This window comes from Streptomyces sp. NPDC049887 (genome assembly GCF_040656535.1).
In the GTDB taxonomy this organism is placed as follows: Bacteria; Actinomycetota; Actinomycetes; order Streptomycetales; family Streptomycetaceae; genus Streptomyces.
The window spans coordinates 105,170-121,535 of the sequence record NZ_JBFAMM010000012.1 but is presented as its reverse complement, the minus strand read 5'-3'; the positions used below and the strand labels follow the sequence as shown (position 1 = coordinate 121,535).

The 16,366-nt window shown below is 71.2% G+C and carries 16 protein-coding genes; 3 read left to right on the top strand and 13 right to left on the bottom strand.

All coding sequences use genetic code 11. The annotated features are described in order from the left end of the window. Positions 1-239: 239 nt before the first annotated feature. The gene (locus AB0J10_RS17155; protein ID WP_363062303.1) at positions 240-1,694 is read right to left on the bottom strand and encodes a hypothetical protein; all 1,455 of its coding nucleotides are present in this window, start codon (positions 1,692-1,694) and stop codon (positions 240-242) included. Between the two features lie 210 nt (positions 1,695-1,904). Between AB0J10_RS17155 and AB0J10_RS17150 the strand changes: the two genes are divergently transcribed. Together AB0J10_RS17150 and dapA are read left to right on the top strand one after the other, a co-directional pair. Continuing rightward, the gene (locus tag AB0J10_RS17150) at positions 1,905-3,749 is read left to right on the top strand and encodes an endonuclease/exonuclease/phosphatase family protein (RefSeq protein ID WP_363062301.1); all 1,845 of its coding nucleotides are present in this window, start codon (positions 1,905-1,907) and stop codon (positions 3,747-3,749) included. A gap of 431 nt (positions 3,750-4,180) precedes the next feature. Continuing rightward, positions 4,181-5,155, top strand: a complete 975-nt coding sequence (gene dapA, locus AB0J10_RS17145; RefSeq protein WP_363062299.1) for a 4-hydroxy-tetrahydrodipicolinate synthase — start codon at positions 4,181-4,183, stop codon at positions 5,153-5,155. On the opposite strand, the gene AB0J10_RS17140 is transcribed toward dapA, so the two are convergent. The 12 genes from AB0J10_RS17140 to AB0J10_RS17085 form a co-directional block, all read right to left on the bottom strand. Beyond that, entirely contained in the window at positions 5,140-5,343 is a 204-nt protein-coding gene (locus tag AB0J10_RS17140; RefSeq protein WP_363062297.1) for a hypothetical protein, read from the bottom strand. The genes dapA and AB0J10_RS17140 overlap by 16 nt on opposite strands. A gap of 146 nt (positions 5,344-5,489) precedes the next feature. Next, the gene (gene dapD / locus AB0J10_RS17135) at positions 5,490-6,491 is read right to left on the bottom strand and encodes a 2,3,4,5-tetrahydropyridine-2,6-dicarboxylate N-succinyltransferase (RefSeq protein ID WP_363062295.1); all 1,002 of its coding nucleotides are present in this window, start codon (positions 6,489-6,491) and stop codon (positions 5,490-5,492) included. A 277-nt stretch (positions 6,492-6,768) separates the two neighbouring features. Further along, the gene (locus AB0J10_RS17130) at positions 6,769-7,341 is read right to left on the bottom strand and encodes a TetR family transcriptional regulator (protein ID WP_363062293.1); all 573 of its coding nucleotides are present in this window, start codon (positions 7,339-7,341) and stop codon (positions 6,769-6,771) included. Continuing rightward, positions 7,341-7,661 (bottom strand): SMR family transporter, encoded by a 321-nt coding sequence (locus tag AB0J10_RS17125; protein ID WP_363062291.1) that lies wholly within the window; start codon positions 7,659-7,661, stop codon positions 7,341-7,343. The genes AB0J10_RS17130 and AB0J10_RS17125 overlap by 1 nt, the downstream gene beginning before the upstream one ends. 704 nt (positions 7,662-8,365) lie before the next feature. Further along, positions 8,366-8,761 carry a metal-sulfur cluster assembly factor gene (locus AB0J10_RS17120; protein ID WP_269731085.1) on the bottom strand — a complete coding sequence of 132 codons (396 nt, stop codon included), beginning with the start codon at positions 8,759-8,761 and terminating at the stop codon, positions 8,366-8,368. After that, positions 8,758-9,213 (bottom strand): Fe-S cluster assembly sulfur transfer protein SufU, encoded by a 456-nt coding sequence (gene sufU, locus AB0J10_RS17115; protein WP_026165434.1) that lies wholly within the window; start codon positions 9,211-9,213, stop codon positions 8,758-8,760. Before sufU ends, AB0J10_RS17120 begins: the two co-directional genes overlap by 4 nt. A 10-nt stretch (positions 9,214-9,223) precedes the next feature. Continuing rightward, the gene (locus tag AB0J10_RS17110; RefSeq protein ID WP_363062288.1) at positions 9,224-10,480 is read right to left on the bottom strand and encodes a cysteine desulfurase; all 1,257 of its coding nucleotides are present in this window, start codon (positions 10,478-10,480) and stop codon (positions 9,224-9,226) included. After that, positions 10,477-11,241, bottom strand: a complete 765-nt coding sequence (gene sufC / locus AB0J10_RS17105) for a Fe-S cluster assembly ATPase SufC (RefSeq protein WP_363062286.1) — start codon at positions 11,239-11,241, stop codon at positions 10,477-10,479. Before sufC ends, AB0J10_RS17110 begins: the two co-directional genes overlap by 4 nt. A gap of 7 nt (positions 11,242-11,248) precedes the next feature. Continuing rightward, a complete protein-coding gene (locus tag AB0J10_RS17100) occupies positions 11,249-11,566 on the bottom strand; it encodes a non-heme iron oxygenase ferredoxin subunit (protein ID WP_017948817.1) in 318 nt (105 codons plus the stop codon). Then, positions 11,566-12,744 carry a Fe-S cluster assembly protein SufD gene (sufD, locus tag AB0J10_RS17095; RefSeq protein WP_363062284.1) on the bottom strand — a complete coding sequence of 393 codons (1,179 nt, stop codon included), beginning with the start codon at positions 12,742-12,744 and terminating at the stop codon, positions 11,566-11,568. The genes AB0J10_RS17100 and sufD overlap by 1 nt, the downstream gene beginning before the upstream one ends. Positions 12,745-12,804: 60 nt before the next feature. Continuing rightward, complete coding sequence (gene sufB / locus AB0J10_RS17090; protein WP_363062282.1) at positions 12,805-14,226, bottom strand: Fe-S cluster assembly protein SufB; 1,422 nt, start codon at positions 14,224-14,226, stop codon at positions 12,805-12,807. Further along, entirely contained in the window at positions 14,223-15,017 is a 795-nt protein-coding gene (locus tag AB0J10_RS17085) for a metalloregulator ArsR/SmtB family transcription factor (RefSeq protein ID WP_363062280.1), read from the bottom strand. Before AB0J10_RS17085 ends, sufB begins: the two co-directional genes overlap by 4 nt. A gap of 345 nt (positions 15,018-15,362) precedes the next feature. On the opposite strand from AB0J10_RS17085, the gene AB0J10_RS17080 reads away from it, so the two are divergent. Next, positions 15,363-16,289, top strand: a complete 927-nt coding sequence (locus AB0J10_RS17080) for an ABC transporter ATP-binding protein (RefSeq protein ID WP_363062278.1) — start codon at positions 15,363-15,365, stop codon at positions 16,287-16,289. Positions 16,290-16,366: the final 77 nt, after the last annotated feature.

Sequence of the window (16,366 nt, the reverse complement as noted above, 5' to 3'; positions counted from 1 at the left end):
CGGTGGTAGCTCAGGATCGCCTGTCCGACGCCGTCGCGGTCAGCGTGCGCCCCTTCGATTCGCGCGCGGGCGTGCGCCCGCCGACCGGCCGTGCGTGGACGCACGACGCCCGCCATGAGCGCGCCCCGCGGCACGGTACCGGCCGCGGGGACGCGGTATCCGCCGGGGAAGGCCGGCGGCGGCCCCGCCGCCGGACCGCTTCAGGGCCCGCTACCGGGGCCGGCGCCGGCGAGCCGGTGTCAGCCTCGGGAGCGGGCCTTGAACGCCGCCTTGCGGGCGTCCTTCGCCGTCTTCCTGTCGGGGTGGAGTCGGCCCATCGCGTCGAGGACGTCCACCGTGGCGGGGTGGTCGACGCGCCAGACCGCGTCGAAGAAGCCGCCGTGCTGACCCACGAGGCCCACGATCAGGTCCTGGACGTCCGCCAGGTCGCCCTCGGCGTCGAGCTGGGCCGCGATGGTGTCGACGGCGAGCCAGAAGACCATGGTCTCCGGCGGCGGGGGTACGTCCGGTGCGCCGCGCTCGGCGAGCCAGACGCGGGCGAGGCCGCCGAGTTCGCGGTCGTCCAGGACGTCCCGGACCGCCGGTTCCGCCTCGGGGCCCGCGAGTGCGAGCGCCTGCTGGCAGCGCAGACGGCGCAGCGGCGCGCCGGGGTCGCTGCCCCGCGCGGCGGCGAGCAGTTCACGGGCGGCCTGCAGCGGGGCTCGCGCGCCGAGCCACTGCGCGGTCTCCGCCAGGGCCGCCTCGTCGGGGTAGTACGCCACTCCGTCGAGCAGCGCGTCGGCGTCCTTGTCGGCGAGGTCGCCGACGGCCGGAACCGACTCCCCGCCCTCGGCCAGCCGGTTCCTGACGCCGTACAGGCCGAGCGGGGTGAGCTTCACCAGCCCGTAGCGCGAGACGTCCTCCTCGATGCCCGGGAGCGCGGGCTCGGCGCCCTCCTCGACCATCAGTGCCTCGTCGACCGGCCGGTACTCCACCAGTCCGATCGGTTCCAGCACCCGGAACTGGTCGTCGAGGCGCATCATCGCGTCGGAGACCTGCTCCAGTACCGCGTCGGTGGGCTCCCGCATGTCGTCCGGCACGATCATCGACGCGGCGAGGGCCGGCAGCGGAACCTGCCCCTCCACCGCGCCCGTCCCCATGGCCGTCAGCAGGTAGAGGTTGCCGAGGACGCCGTCGAGGAACTCCGTCTCCGCCTCGGGGTCCCAGCCGAGCGCGTCGAAGTCGATCCCGCCGTCCGGGCCGATGATCGCGTCCGGATCCTCCAGCACGGGGGCGATGGCGTCGGCGAAGACCGCGTCGAAGGCGTCCTGCCAGAGCGCGAGCACGTCCTGCGGGCTGCCGCCGGTGACCAGCGGCAGCGCGCCGCCGGCGGTGACCGTGCCGAACTCGGCGGTGTCGTCCTCCGGATCCGTGACCTCGACGAGCCCGGTGTCCACGGCGATCCGCCATGCCTCGCTGGCGTACGCCCGGCCGTCCTCGTCCGCCGGCAGCCCCAACACCTCGGCTGCCGGAGCGAGTTGCTCGTCGACGAGCTCACCGCCCGCGCCGACCCTGGTCTCGGGTCCGGCCCAGCGCGCCAGCCGCACGGCCCGGGCGAGCAGGGGCGCGCCCAGCGCGTCCCGCGCCAGTTCCGCGTCCGAGTGCAGTCGCACAGGCGGCAGGGCACGGCGTCCGGCGGGGCGGTCTGCTGGCATCTGGGGGCTCTCCTCGGCTGTGGGCGATCCGGCTCGTGGCGGCCCCCAGCGTAGACGCAATTCGCCCGATGCCTTCCGATTCATGTACCCGTCAACCCCCGTACACCCGGCACCTCTTGACAACTCACGCATCCACACAAGACATTGACGCGCGTAGATCCATCAGTGGTCCCACATGCCACCCCTCAACCCTCACACCGGAGTTCCCTGATGTCTTCCATACCGAGATCTGCCGCCGTCGCAGCCGTCGTGGCCTCCGCACTGGCCGCCGGCCTGCTCGCCGGTTCCTCCTCGGCCGCCGCCGATGCCGAGAACACGGACCCGGCCGTCCGCATTCACGACATCCAGGGCACGACCCGTACGTCCCCGCTCGTCGGCCGCCAGGTCGCCGACGTCGAGGGCATCGTCATCGGTGTCCGTACGTACGGCTCCTCCCGCGGATTCTGGATCCAGGACCCCCAGGCCGACGCCGACCCCGCCACCAGCGAGGGGATCTTCGTCTTCACGGGCTCCACCCCGACGGTCGCCACCGGCGACGCGGTCAGGGTCTCGGGCACGGTCGGCGAGTACGTCCCCGGCGGCCTCAACTCCGGCAACCAGTCGATCACCCAGATCTCCAAGCCGACGATCACCGTGGTCTCCTCCGGGAACGAGCTGCCCGCGCCGGTGACGATCACCGCCCGCTCCGTGCCGTCGGCGTACGCGCCCGAGGGCGACCCCGCGGCCGGGAACAGCATCAACGCGCTGCCGCTGCGGCCCCGCGCGTACGCCCTGGACTACTACGAGTCCCTGGAGGGCAGCAACGTCCGGATCGGCTCCTCGCGTGTCGTCGGCGCCACCGACCCGTACTCGGAGCTGTGGGTCACGGTGAAGCCGTGGGAGAACCGCACCGTGCGCGGCGGAACCCGCTACGGCTCGTACGCCTCCCAGAACACCGGCCGGCTCCAGATCCAGTCGCTGGTGCCGATCGCCCAGCAGCCGTTCCCGAAGGCGAACGTCGGTGACGTGCTGTCCGGAACGACCGAGGGCCCGCTGGACTTCAACCAGTTCGGCGGCTACACTATCACGGCCCGTACCCTCGGCACGGTGCAGGACCGCGGCCTGGAGCGCGAGCGCGCCCGCCAGGAGCGCCGCGGTGAACTGTCCGTGGCCACGTACAACGTGGAGAACCTGGACCCGTCCGACCCACAGGAGAAGTTCGACGCCCTGGCCCGGGCCGTCGTCGAGAACCTCGCCACGCCGGACATCATCGCCCTGGAGGAGATCCAGGACAACACGGGCGCGACGAACGACGGTGTGGTCGCCGCGGACCAGACCGTCCGCAAGTTCACGGAGGCGATCGTCGCCGCCGGCGGTCCTGCCTACGACTTCCGCTCGGTCGACCCGGAGAACAACAAGGACGGAGGCCAGCCCGGCGGCAACATCCGCCAGGTGTTCCTCTTCGACCCCGAGCGGGTCTCCTTCACCGACCGTGCGGGCGGCACGCCGACCGCCGCGACCGGTGTCGTCCGGGAGAAGGGCCGCGCCGCCCTGACCCTCTCCCCCGGCCGGGTCGACCCGGCCAACGCGGCCTGGGAGAACAGCCGCAAGCCGCTCGCGGGAGAGTTCGTCTTCCGAGGCCGCACGGTGTTCGTCATCGCCAACCACTTCGGTTCGAAGGGCGGCGACGAGAGCCTGACCTCGCACCACCAGCCGCCGGCCCGGTCCTCCGAGGCCCAGCGCCTGCTGCAGGCCCAGACCGTGAACGCCTTCGTGAAGGACATCCTGAAGGCCCAGCGCAACGCCGACGTGGTCGTGCTCGGCGACATCAACGACTTCGAGTTCTCGCAGACCACGAAGGCGCTGACGCACGGCGGTGCGCTGTACCCCGCCATCAAGTCGCTGCCGCGCTGGGAGCGTTACTCGTACGTCTACCAGGGCAACAGCCAGGTGCTTGACCAGATCCTGACCAGCCCGTCGATCGACGACTTCAGCTACGACAGCGTCCACATCAACGCGGAGTTCGCGGACCAGAACAGCGACCACGACCCGCAGGTGCTGCGCTTCCGCCCGTAACCGCGGAGCGGGCGGAACGCCCGGCGGGACGCACAGCGGACGGGCGCCCGTCGCGGCGCCCGGCTCCGCCTCGGCATCGGCATCGGCATCGGCATCGGGGCGGTCGGCCGCGCCCTTCCCGGACGCCCGCGTCAGGGAAGGGCGCGGGCGTCCAGCGCGTCACGCGGCTGCCCGTGGGACCCGGCCGGGTGGCTCCGGACCAGGTGCCACGGCGAGGCACGGGAGCCGGATCCGCCGTGGGGCGCCTCCAGCGCCTTCCGGGCCTCCCGCCCCGCTCTCCCCTCGGCGTGGCCGCGGACGCGGGTACCGTCCGTGGCGGCGGTCCGGGGCCGGCGCCCACCCCACCGCACCAATCCCTTCAGCAATGCTTTCCCTTGCACCCAAGCAGAACTAAGTGGACCTTCACAGTCGCCGGGACGGACACTTCGGCCATGACGACGCCACGACCTCGACCGCGCCCGTTCGGCCGTGCACTCTGCGCGATGATCACACCGTTCACCGCCGATGGCGGCCCCGACCTGGCCGGCGCACAGAAGCTGGCCGCGCACCTGGTGGACGAGGGCTGCGACGGGCTGGTGCTGAACGGCACCACAGGTGAGTCGCCCACCACCACCGACGCCGAGAAGACCGCGCTTGTACGGGCCGTGCGCGAGGCCGTGGGCGAACGAGCGGCCGTCGTCGCCGGCGTCGGCAGCGCAAGCACCCGGCACACCGTCGAGCTGGGCCGGGCGGCGGAGAAGGCGGGGGCGGACGGCCTGCTGGTGGTGACCCCGTACTACAGCAGACCGCCGCAGGACGCCCTCGCGGCACACTTCCGGCAGGTCGCGGACGCGGTGGGCATTCCGCTGATGCTGTACGACATCCCGGGCCGCACCGGCACCCGCATCGAACCGGACACCCTGGTACGCGTGTCCGCCCACCCGCGGATCGTGGCCGTGAAGGACTGCGCGTACGACCTGCTCGGCAGCACCAAGGTGATCGCCCGGACCTCGCTCGCGTACTACTCGGGCTGCGAGGAGACGAACCTGCCGCTCTACGCCGTCGGCGCCGCCGGTTTCGTCAGCACCGTGGCGAACGCCGCCCCGCGCCCCATGCGGGCCGTCCTGGACGCCTTCGACGCGGGGCTGACGGCCGAGGCCACCACGATCAACCAGCTCACCCTGCCGCTCGCCGAGTCGATGATGGCCTCGGGACTGCCGGGCACGGTGACCGCGAAGGCCCTGCTGGGGGCGATCGGACTGCCGGCCGGACCGGTGCGCGAGCCGCTGCGGCCCGCCGGCCGGGAGACGACCGGCGGGCTGCTGGCGGCGTACGGGGAACTCGCCCGGCTGTACCCGGCGGCGCCGCGCGCGCACCGGGCCGGTACGGCCCCGGAGGTTCCCGTCCGGGCTCAGTCGTACACGTAGGTCGAGCCGAGGACGGCGGCATGCTCCAGGACGTCCTCGAGCGGATCGTCGATCTGGCCGGTCGAGACCAGCGCCACGACAGGGGCGTTGTGCGAGTCGCTGTGGGTCTCGTCGGCGTGCGCGAGTCCGCACGGACCCGCCAGGGCCCCCAGCATCAGCGTTCCGAGCACGGCCGGCCTGGTCTTCATCTCGATTCCTCGCCTTGGCATTTCGTAGGACTCCACGGTCACCCGTTCATCCGTCCGGCGGCGCCGGAGGTCACGCGGAGTCACACGAAAGCGTTCGCCGACCCCGGGGAGCGGACCTCCGGTACCCGGGGCGGCGACGGCGTACCTCAGTTGTGACTGTGCAGCACCTCGTTGAGACCGCCCCAGACCGCGTTGTTCGGGCGGGCCTCGACGGCGCCGGTCACCGAGTTGCGGCGGAAGAGGATGTTCGAGGCGCCGGACAGCTCACGGGCCTTGACGATCTGTCCGTCGGGCATCGTGACGCGGGTGCCCGCGGTGACGTACAGACCGGCCTCGACGACGCACTCGTCGCCGAGCGCGATCCCGACGCCCGCCTCGGCGCCGATCAGGCAGCGCTCGCCGACGGCGATGACCACGTTGCCGCCGCCGGAGAGGGTGCCCATGGTGGAGGCGCCGCCGCCGATGTCGGAGCCGTCGCCGATCACGACGCCGGCGGAGATACGGCCCTCGACCATGGAGGTGCCCAGGGTGCCCGCGTTGAAGTTGACGAAGCCCTCGTGCATGACCGTGGTGCCCTCGGCGAGGTGCGCGCCGAGCCGGACGCGGTCGGCGTCGGCGATGCGGACGCCCTTGGGCGCCACGTAGTCCGTCATCCGCGGGAACTTGTCGATCGAGGTCACCTGGAGGTGGAGGCCCTCGGCGCGGGCGTTGAGCCGCACCCTCTCGACGTTGTCGACGGCGACCGGCCCCAGGGAGGTCCAGGCGACGTTGGCCAGCAGCCCGAAGACCCCGTCGAGGCTCTGGCCGTGCGGCCGCACGAGCCGGTGCGAGAGCAGGTGGAGGCGCAGGTAGGCGTCGTGCGCGTCGATCGGCTTCTCGTCGAGCGAGGCGATGACCGTGCGTACGGCCACGACCTCGACCTCGCGCCGGGCGTCCACACCGACGGCCCTGGCGGCACCTTCACCGAGCAGGTTGACCGCCTGGTCGGGCGTGAGGCGCTCGGTGCCGGCGGGGCCGGGCTCGGTGGAGAGCTCGGGGGCGGGGAACCAGGTGTCGAGCACGGTGCCGTCACCGGCGACGGTGGCGAGTCCGGCGGCGACGGCGCCGGTGGGGCGAGGTGCGGTGGTGCTGTCGGGCGAGTCAGTCATGAGGAGAACCTAACCGGCGGGGCCGGGCGGGGGCGAACCGGTCTCAGGTGCCGGTCGCGCGTCCCGGCGGCCCGTCCCCTGTGCGGGCCGCCGGGCGGTGCGGTTCCCTGCCTCCCCTCGGGGTCGTCCACGATCTCGGTGCTCACCCGGGTGAGCGTGGGCGATGACGGTGCCCTTCGCGACGAAGGGGCCTCCGGATGCGCGTCGTCGCCGGGTGCCTCGGGTGGGCCGTTCACGCGGTCTCCGTGTCCGCTGTCGGTAGGCGTCACACCCCCTGTCACCCGGAGACCGCGTTCGGGTTCACGCTCCCCGACGCGGACAGGACCCGGCCCAGCATCTCGCGCGTGTACTCCTCGTCGTAGGCGGTGCCCGTGAGCAGGACCTGGAGGCAGATCCCGTCCATCAGCGCCACCAGGGCCCGGGCGGTCACCGGGTCGCTGCGGCGGGCGAGCACTTCGGTGACCCCGTCGGCCCACTCCGCCGCGACGGGGCGCAGCGCGGGGCGGCGGAGGGCGGCGAGATAGAGCTCGTACTCCAGCTCCACCCCGCTCCGTTCGCCCCCGAGCCACTCCCCCATCAGCCGGGCCAGCTCACCGGCCGGATCCCGGCCGGGGTCCGCGAGGACCCCGCTGTCCCGGACGGCGGCCGCGAAGCCCTCGTTGGCCTGGCGCAGCGCGGCGACCAGCAGCTCGTCCAGCGAGGCGAAGTGATACGTGGTCGAGCCCAGCGGCACGTCCGCCTCGGTGGCGACCGTGCGGTGGCTCAGCCCGGCGATGCCGTGGCGTCCGACCACCCGGATGGCGGCGTCGATGATGCGTTGGCGCCGATCGGGGTCGTAGCGGCGCCCCATCAGTGCGCGCCGCCGAGGTTGAGCACGACGACGCCGGCGACGACCAGCGCGATACCGGCGATCCGCACGAGGCTGGTGGACTCGTTCAGGAACACCATGCCGATCGCCGCGACGGCGGCGGTCCCGACGCCCGCCCAGATCGCGTACGCCGTGCCGACGGAGAGCGTCTTCAGCGTCTGTGCGAGCAGCGCGAAGGCGATCACGTACCCGATGACGGTGGCCAGTGAGGGCCAGAGCCGGGTGAAGCCCTCGCTGTACTTCATCGCCGTGGTGCCGGCGACCTCCGCCGCGATCGCCGCGGCCAGCAGTCCGTAAGCCATGTGTACGACCGTACACAAGAGGGGTCCGGACGTACACGGGGAGACGGGTACCGGTGCCTTCCGGCGTGTTCAGGAGGGCTACCGCGGCCCGGTCGGATGAGGCGACTGGGTGGGGGCAAGACCCATGTCGGACAACATGGGACCGGGGTCGGGGCCGTACGACGGCACACCCGGCTCGGGCGGTGTGCCCGACCACGGCCACCCTTCGGGCTGGGGCGGGACGCCGGGATACGGCGGGGCCCCGGCTGGGGCGGCTGGGGACCTTCCCCGGTACGAAGCCGGAGGTGATGCCGCTTCGCCCGCTCGCCCTCGGCGATGTCCTGGGCGGTCCGTTCGCGACGACAGGCCGTGGTTGGAAGCAGCTTTACGGCACGGTGGTTGCCGTGTGCCTCGCCGCCGCCCTGCTGGTCGGCGGGGGCCATCGCGGTGGCGTACTCGGCGGACGGCGGGCCCGTCCGGCCCCGGGACGGTCCCGGCCGGGACCGTCCCGGGGCCGGACGGGCCCGCACGCACGAACGGCCGTGCCCGCCGGTCTCCCCGGCGGGCACGGCCGTCCCGGTCCCTGCGGACCGTCACGTCTCCGTGCCACTGGACGTCATGTCCCGGACTCCCGCACGCGACGGACGGCCTCCCGTGCCGGAGAGGTCCGTGCCGGAGCGTGCCGCGGCACCGCGCCCCGGCTTCGGGGGCGGAGTCGAGCGGTGTCAGACGTTGAAGCCGAGCGCCCTCAGCTGCTCACGGCCGTCGTCGGTGATCTTGTCCGGACCCCACGGCGGCATCCAGACCCAGTTGATCTTCAGCTCGTTGACGATGCCGTCGGTCGCGGCCTTCGCCTGGTCCTCGATCACGTCCGTCAGCGGGCAGGCAGCGGACGTCAGCGTCATGTCCAGGGTCGCGATGTTGGCGTCGTCGATGTGGATGCCGTAGATCAGCCCGAGGTTGACCACGTCGATGCCCAGCTCGGGGTCGACGACGTCGTACAGGGCCTCACGGACCTCCTCCTCGGAGGCCTTCGTGCTCGTCGGCGCCGCGGCCTCGGAGGAGAAGGTCTCCTCGTCCGGCCAGTCCTTCTCCGCCGTGGTCTCGCGGTTCTCAGTCATGCGGTCTTCCCTTCGGACAGCGCCTGCGCGGTCGCGTCCTTCCATGCCATCCAGCTCAGCAGGGCGCACTTCACGCGCGCCGGGTACTTGGAGACACCGGCGAACGCGACCGCGTCCTCCAGCACCTCCTCCATCGCGTCGTCCGGCTCGATCTGGCCCTTGGACTGCATCAGCTCCAGGAACGTCGCCTGGATCTTCTGCGCCTCGGCGAGCTCCTTGCCGACGAGCAGTTCGTTCAGCACGGAGGCGGACGCCTGACTGATGGAACAGCCCTGGCCCTCGTAGGAGACGTCCGCGATGCGTGTGCCGTCGTACTTCACACGCATCGTGATCTCGTCGCCGCAGGTGGGGTTGACGTGGTGCACCTCGGCGTCGCCGTCCCGCAAGCCCCGCCCGTGCGGGTGCTTGTAGTGGTCCAGGATGACGTCCTGGTACATCGAATCAAGCTTCACGTCAGGCCCCTCAGCCGAAGAAGTTGCGGACGTGCTCCAGGCCGTCGATGAGTGCGTCCACCTCGCCCGGCGTGGAGTACAGATAGAACGACGCCCTGGTGGTCGCGGGAATTCCGTACCGGAGGCACACCGGCCGTGCGCAGTGGTGGCCGACCCGGACGGCGATGCCCTGCTCGTCGAGCACCTGCCCCACGTCGTGCGGGTGGATGTCCCCGAGCACGAAGGAGATCGCCGCTCCCCGGTCCTCGGCCGTGACCGGGCCGATGATCCGCAGGTCGGGAACCTCCTGCAGGCGCTGGACGGCGTATTCGGTGATCGCGTGCTCGTGCTGTGCGATCTTGTCCATGCCGATCGCGTCGAGGTAGTCCACGGCGGCGCCGAGGCCGACGGCCTGGGCGATCGGGGGCGTACCGGCCTCGAACTTGTGCGGCGCCGGGGCGTACGTCGACGAGTGCATCGAGACGGTCTCGATCATCTCGCCACCGCCCAGGAACGGAGGCAGGTCCTCCAGCAGCTCCTGGCGGCCCCAGAGCACGCCGATGCCGGTCGGACCGCACATCTTGTGGCCGGTGAAGGCGACGAAGTCGGCGCCGAGGGCCTGGACGTCCAGCGGCATGTGCGGGGCGGCCTGCGAGGCGTCGACGAGGACGAGCGCGCCGACCTCCTGCGCCCGGCGGACGATCTGCTCGACCGGGTTGACCGTCCCCAGGATGTTGGAGACCAGCACGAAGGAGACGATCTTCGTCTTCTCCGTGATGACCTCCTCGATGTTGGAGAGGTCCAGGCGGCCGTCGTCGGTGAGGCCGAACCACTTCAGCTTCGCACCGGTGCGCTGCGCCAGCAGCTGCCACGGAACGATGTTGGAGTGGTGCTCCATCTCCGTGATGACTATCTCGGTCTCGCGGTCCACGCGGTAGGGCTCGTCGGCCCAGCCCAGCATGTTCGCCACGAGGTTCAGCGACTCCGACGCGTTCTTGGTGAAGATCACCTCGTCGCGGCTCGGTGCGTTGACGAAGGAGGCGACCTTGTCGCGAGCGCCCTCGTACAGTGCCGTGGCCTCCTCGGCGAGCACGTGCACACCGCGGTGGACATTGGCGTTGTAGCGCTCGTAGTACTCGGCGACCGCGTCCAGCACCTGGCGCGGCTTCTGCGAGGTCGCCGCGTTGTCCAGGTACACGAGCTTCCTGCCGTCGTGGAGCACGCGGTCCAGGATCGGGAAGTCCTTGCGGATCGCCTCGGTGTCGAGGAGGCCCGGCAGCTGTGTCACGCGGATACGCCACCCTTCGTGTATGCCTCGTAGCCCTCGGCCTCGAGCTTGTCGGCGAGCTCGGCGCCGCCGGACTCGGCGATACGGCCGTTCGCGAACACGTGGACGAAGTCGGGCTTGATGTAGCGCAGGATGCGCGTGTAGTGGGTGATCAGCAGGGTGCCGACCTCACCGGTCTCGCGGACGCGGTTGACGCCCTCGGAGACCGTGCGCAGCGCGTCGACGTCGAGACCGGAGTCCGTCTCGTCGAGGATCGCGATCTTCGGCTTGAGGAGCTCCAGCTGGAGGATCTCGTGGCGCTTCTTCTCGCCGCCGGAGAAGCCCTCGTTCACGTTCCGCTCGGCGAACGAGGGGTCCATCTGGAGGCTCTCCATGGTCTCCTTGACCTCCTTCACCCAAGTGCGCAGCTTGGGCGCCTCGCCGCGGATCGCGGTGGCGGAGGTCCGCAGGAAGTTGGAGACCGAGACGCCGGGGACCTCGACCGGGTACTGCATGGCGAGGAAGACGCCGGCGCGGGCGCGCTCGTCGACGGACATCTCCAGGACGTCCTCGCCGTCCAGGGTCACGGTGCCACCGGTGATCGTGTACTTGGGGTGGCCCGCGAGGGAGTAGGCGAGAGTCGACTTGCCGGAGCCGTTGGGGCCCATGATGGCGTGGGTCTCGCCCTGCTTCACGGTCAGGTCGACGCCCTTGAGGATCTCCCGGGGGCCGTTCTCGGCCTCGACGGAGACGTGCAGGTCGCGGATTTCAAGCGTTGCCATGGGTGACTCAGGACTCCTGGGTGACGGAGACGAGCACATCGTCCCCTTCGATCTTTACGGGGTACACGGGGACGGGGCGCGTCGCGGGAAGGCCGGACGGCTTGCCGGTGCGGAGGTCGAAGCTGGAGCCGTGCAGCCAGCACTCGATCTGGCAGTCCTCCACCTCGCCCTCGGACAGGGAGACGTTCGCGTGCGAACAGATGTCGTGGATCGCGAACACCTCGCCCTCCGTGCGGACGACGGAGACCGGCGTGCCGTCGAGTTCCACCCGCTTCGGGGTGTCCTCCTCCAGCTCGCTCAGCCCACAGGCGCGGACGAAGGCCATCAGACGGACGCCTCCAGCTCCGCCTCGATCTTGGCGATGAGGCGCTCCTCCACGTCCGGCAGACCGATCTGCTGGACGAGCTCGGCGAAGAAGCCGCGGACGACGAGGCGGCGGGCCTCGGCCTCCGGGATGCCCCGGGCCATCAGGTAGAAGAGCTGCTCGTCGTCGAAGCGGCCGGTGGCGGAGGCGTGGCCGGCGCCGACGATCTCACCGGTCTCGATCTCCAGGTTGGGCACGGAGTCGACGCGGGCGCCGTCGGTCAGAACCAGGTTGCGGTTCATCTCGTAGGTGTCGGTGCCCTCGGCCTTGGCCTCGATGAGGACGTCGCCGATCCAGACGGCGTGCGCGTCGTCGCCCTGGAGCGCGCCCTTGTAGACGACGTTGGACTTGCAGTGCGGCGTGTTGTGGGTGACCAGGAGTCGGTGCTCCTGGTGCTGGCCCGCGTCGGTGAAGTACAGGCCGAACAGCTCGGCCTCGCCGCCGGTGCCCGCGTACTCGACGCGGGGGTGGAGGCGCACGACGTCGCCGCCGAAGGTGATCACGACCGACTTGAAGGTGGCGTCGCGGCCGACGAGCGCGTTGTGCTGCGAGCAGTGCACCGCCGTGTCGTCCCAGTCCTGGACGGAGACGAAGGTGACCTTGGCGCCGTCGCCGATCAGGAAGTCCACGTTGGCGGCGCGCACGGCGTCACCGGTGTGGTCGATGACGATGACGACCTCGGCGAAGGCGCCGATCTCGAAGACCGTGTGCCCGAAGGTGGTGCCGCCCTCGCCGTGCAGGGTGACCCGCACCGGCTCGGCCAGGACCGTCTCCTTGGGGACCGAGACGACGGTGGCCTTCTCGAACGCGGAGTACGCCTGCGCGGCCACCCGGTCGACGGGCGTGCCCGCCCTGCCGACGCGCGCGTCGTCGCGGCCCACGGACTCGACGGTGACGCCGTCGGGGGCGTGCACCTCCGCCTTGATCGAACCGTCGGCCTTCGCGGTGCCGTCGTGCAGCCCCTTGAGTCGCTCCAGCGGCGTGAACCGCCACTCCTCCTCGCGGCCGTGCGGAACGGGGAAGTCCGCCACGTCGAAGGACGGGGGCGCGCTCATGCGCGTGGCGACGGTCGACTCCGCGGCCACCGCGATCGAGCCGGCGGTGGTGGAGCCCACCGGGATGTTCTGAGCCTCAGCCATGGCTGTCGTGTTGCTCGCTTCCTACGTGAGAATCTGCTCGCTGCGGGTGGGGCGCCGGCGTCAGCCGACCGCGCCCTCCATCTGCAGCTCGATCAGCCGGTTGAGCTCCAGGGCGTACTCCATGGGCAGCTCCTTGGCGATCGGCTCGACGAAGCCGCGCACGATCATCGCCATCGCCTCGTCCTCGGAGAGGCCTCGGCTCATCAGGTAGAAGAGCTGGTCCTCCGAGACCTTGGAGACGGTGGCCTCGTGCCCCATGGAGACGTCGTCCTCGCGGACGTCGACGTACGGGTAGGTGTCGGACCGGGAGATCGTGTCGACGAGCAGGGCGTCGCAGAGCACGTTGGACTTGGCACCGGGGGCGCCCTCGCCGATCTCGATCAGACCGCGGTAGGAGGTGCGGCCGCCGCCTCGCGCCACCGACTTGGAGACGATGTTCGACGAGGTGTTCGGCGCCATGTGGACCATCTTGGCGCCGGCGTCCTGGTGCTGGCCCTCGCCCGCGAAGGCGATGGACAGGGTCTCGCCCTTGGCGTGCTCGCCCATCAGGTAGACGGCCGGGTACTTCATCGTGACCTTGGAGCCGATGTTGCCGTCGATCCACTCCATGGTCGCCCCCTCGTACGCCACGGCGCGCTTGGTGACCAGGTTGTAGACGTTGTTCGACCAGTTCTGGATGGTCGTGTAGCGGCAGCGGGCGCCCTTCTTGACGATGATCTCGACCACGGCGCTGTGCAGCGAGTCCGAGGAGTAGATCGGGGCGGTGCAACCCTCGACGTAGTGGACGTAGGCGTCCTCGTCGACGATGATCAGCGTCCGCTCGAACTGGCCCATGTTCTCGGTGTTGATCCGGAAGTAGGCCTGGAGCGGGATCTCGACGTGCACGCCCTTCGGCACGTAGATGAAGGAGCCGCCGGACCACACCGCGGTGTTCAGCGAGGCGAACTTGTTGTCACCGGCCGGGATGACCGTGCCGAAGTACTCCTTGAAGAGCTCCGGGTGCTCCTTCAGCGCGGTGTCGGTGTCCAGGAAGATGACGCCCTGCTCCTCCAGGTCCTCGCGGATCTGGTGGTAGACGACCTCGGACTCGTACTGCGCGGCGACACCGGCCACCAGGCGCTGCTTCTCGGCCTCGGGGATGCCGAGCTTGTCGTACGTGTTCTTGATGTCCTCGGGCAGGTCCTCCCAGGACTCCGCCTGCTTCTCCGTGGACCGCACGAAGTACTTGATGTTGTCGAAGTCGATGCCGGAGAGGTCGGAGCCCCAGTTCGGCATGGGCTTCTTGTCGAAGAGCCTCAGGCCCTTCAGACGCATCTTCAGCATCCACTCGGGCTCGGACTTCTTCGCGGAGATGTCCCGGACCACGTCCTCCGAGAGGCCGCGCTTCGCGGATGCGCCCGCGACGTCGGAGTCGGCCCAGCCGTATTCGTACTTGCCCAGGCCCTCGAGCTCAGGGTGGGCAGTCTCCGTGGGGAGAGTCATGCGGGGTTCCTCCCGGCCGTGCTTGCAGATGCTTGCGAAGTGGTCTTGTCGGTGTTGCTGGTCGTGCTGGTCCCGCCGGACCCGCCGGCCGGCCCGTCGTCGGACCGGTGGCCGGCCTTCGGGATGAAGGTCGTGCACACGCCGTCGCCGTGGGCGATGGTGGCCAGACGCTGTACGTGCGTGCCGAGCAGACGGGAGAAGACCTCGGTCTCCGCCTCGCACAGCTGCGGATACCGCTCGGCCACATGGGCGACGGGGCAGTGGTGCTGACACAGCTGCTCGCCGACCGGAGCGTTACGCGCCGTGGCAGCGTACCCGTCCGCGGTCAGCGCCTTGGCCAGGGCATCGGTGCGCGCCTCCGGATCTGCGGCCTCCACGGCCCGGCGGTACGCCTCGGCCTGGGCCTCCATGCGGTCGCGGGCGAAGGCGGCGACGGCGGCCTCGCCTCCCGCGTTCTCCTCGATCCAGCGGAGGGCGTCCACGGCCAGCACGTCGTAGGACTGGTCGAAGGCGTCCCGGCCGCAGTCGGTGAGCGCGAAGACCTTGGCGGGCCTGCCGCGGGTGCGGGCGCCGTACACGCGCTGCTCACGGGCCGCGACGACGTCGTCGGAGACGAGCGCGTCCAGATGACGGCGTACGGCGGCCTGGGTGAGTCCGAGGCGCCCGGCGAGATCGGCGACGGTGGACGGGCCGTGGTCCAGGATCGACCGCGCGACCCGGTTGCGGGTGGACCGCTCCCCGGTCGCGAGCTCCTCCTGGGGGGACTCCCCCACAGCTCCGCCGTTTTTCACAACGCCATTGTTGCGTAATTCCCGAGAGACTGACAAGCCGCGTCCCGCCGAGCGGGCGGTGCCGTGCATCACTTAGGGAAACCTAACCTGACCTGCGGAAACGATCAGTCGGGGGATCGATCCGGCGGAGACCGGCGCGGTCCGGCGAAGGGCGGTCACGATGCCCGCCCACCCCCGCTGACCGGCGATTCGTCCCTCCCGGGGCGCCCCTGCGCACCGCCGTCCCGAGGGAGCGGCCACCGCCTCCGGGGCACCCCCGCGGGTGGCCGGATCCATGCCCCCCGAGCCACCGGGATCCCGCCCCGGCGCCCCGGCCGCCCCTCCCCTCTCCCTAGACTGCCCGGCATGAACAACGAGTCCGCCGTCCGGGTACGGGGCCTGGTCAAGCGGTACGGAGCCAGAACCGCGGTGGACGGGCTCGACCTCGACGTCCGCACCGGCACGGTCACCGCCGTCCTCGGCCCGAACGGGGCCGGGAAGACCACCACCGTCGAGACCTGCGAGGGCTACCGCCGCGCCGACTCCGGCACGGTCCGCGTCCTCGGCCTCGACCCGGTCGCCGACGCCGCGCGGCTGCGCCCGCGGATCGGCGTGATGCTGCAGTCCGGCGGCGTGTACTCGGGCGCCCGAGCCGACGAGATGCTGCGCCACATGGCGAAACTGCACGCCCACCCTCTCGACGTGGACGCCCTGATCGAACGGCTCGGCCTCGGCTCCTGCGGTCGGACGACCTATCGGCGGCTCTCGGGCGGACAGCAGCAGCGGCTCGCCCTGGCCATGGCCGTCGTGGGCAGGCCCGAACTGGTCTTCCTGGACGAGCCGACCGCCGGACTCGACCCCCAGGCCCGTCGCGCCACCTGGAACCTCGTGCGCGAGCTGCGCGCCGACGGGGTGACGGTCGTCCTGACCACGCACTTCATGGACGAGGCCGAGGCACTCGCCGACGACGTCGCGATCGTCGACGCGGGCCGGGTCGCCGCCCAGGGCAGCCCCGAGCAGCTGTGCCGGGGCGGAGCCGAGAACACCCTCCGCTTCACCGGCCGTCCCGGCCTGGACCTCGGCTCCCTGCTGAAGGCGCTGCCGGACGGCACCGCGGCGGCCGAGCTGACGCCGGGCGCCTACCGGATCAGCGGCACCGTCGACCCGCAGCTGCTCGCCACCGTGACCTCCTGGTGCGCGCAGCACGGGGTCATGCCGGACGGCATCTCGGTGGAGCGCCACACCCTCGAGGACGTCTTCCTGGAGCTCACGGGGAAGGAGCTGCGGTCGTGACCGCTGAGGTGACCACGGACCGGACGTCCGGCACACCGGACTCGCCCGGCGGCAGGGGCGCGTACGCCCCGCGGCCG

What these genes read in the sequence shown, in the direction of transcription:
- AB0J10_RS17080 (WP_363062278.1), top strand. Translation starts at nt 15,363, where the DNA reads ATGAACAACGAGTCCGCCGTCCGGGTACGGGGCCTGGTCAAGCGGTAC.
- AB0J10_RS17155 (WP_363062303.1), bottom strand. Translation starts at nt 1,694, where the DNA reads ATGCCAGCAGACCGCCCCGCCGGACGCCGTGCCCTGCCGCCTGTGCGA.
- sufD (WP_363062284.1), bottom strand. Translation starts at nt 12,744, where the DNA reads ATGGCTGAGGCTCAGAACATCCCGGTGGGCTCCACCACCGCCGGCTCG.
- sufB (WP_363062282.1), bottom strand. Translation starts at nt 14,226, where the DNA reads ATGACTCTCCCCACGGAGACTGCCCACCCTGAGCTCGAGGGCCTGGGC.
- AB0J10_RS17120 (WP_269731085.1), bottom strand. Translation starts at nt 8,761, where the DNA reads ATGACTGAGAACCGCGAGACCACGGCGGAGAAGGACTGGCCGGACGAG.
- dapA (WP_363062299.1), top strand. Translation starts at nt 4,181, where the DNA reads ATGACGACGCCACGACCTCGACCGCGCCCGTTCGGCCGTGCACTCTGC.
- AB0J10_RS17100 (WP_017948817.1), bottom strand. Translation starts at nt 11,566, where the DNA reads ATGGCCTTCGTCCGCGCCTGTGGGCTGAGCGAGCTGGAGGAGGACACC.
- sufC (WP_363062286.1), bottom strand. Translation starts at nt 11,241, where the DNA reads ATGGCAACGCTTGAAATCCGCGACCTGCACGTCTCCGTCGAGGCCGAG.
- AB0J10_RS17150 (WP_363062301.1), top strand. Translation starts at nt 1,905, where the DNA reads ATGTCTTCCATACCGAGATCTGCCGCCGTCGCAGCCGTCGTGGCCTCC.
- AB0J10_RS17130 (WP_363062293.1), bottom strand. Translation starts at nt 7,341, where the DNA reads ATGGGGCGCCGCTACGACCCCGATCGGCGCCAACGCATCATCGACGCC.
- AB0J10_RS17140 (WP_363062297.1), bottom strand. Translation starts at nt 5,343, where the DNA reads ATGAAGACCAGGCCGGCCGTGCTCGGAACGCTGATGCTGGGGGCCCTG.
- dapD (WP_363062295.1), bottom strand. Translation starts at nt 6,491, where the DNA reads ATGACTGACTCGCCCGACAGCACCACCGCACCTCGCCCCACCGGCGCC.
- AB0J10_RS17125 (WP_363062291.1), bottom strand. Translation starts at nt 7,661, where the DNA reads ATGGCTTACGGACTGCTGGCCGCGGCGATCGCGGCGGAGGTCGCCGGC.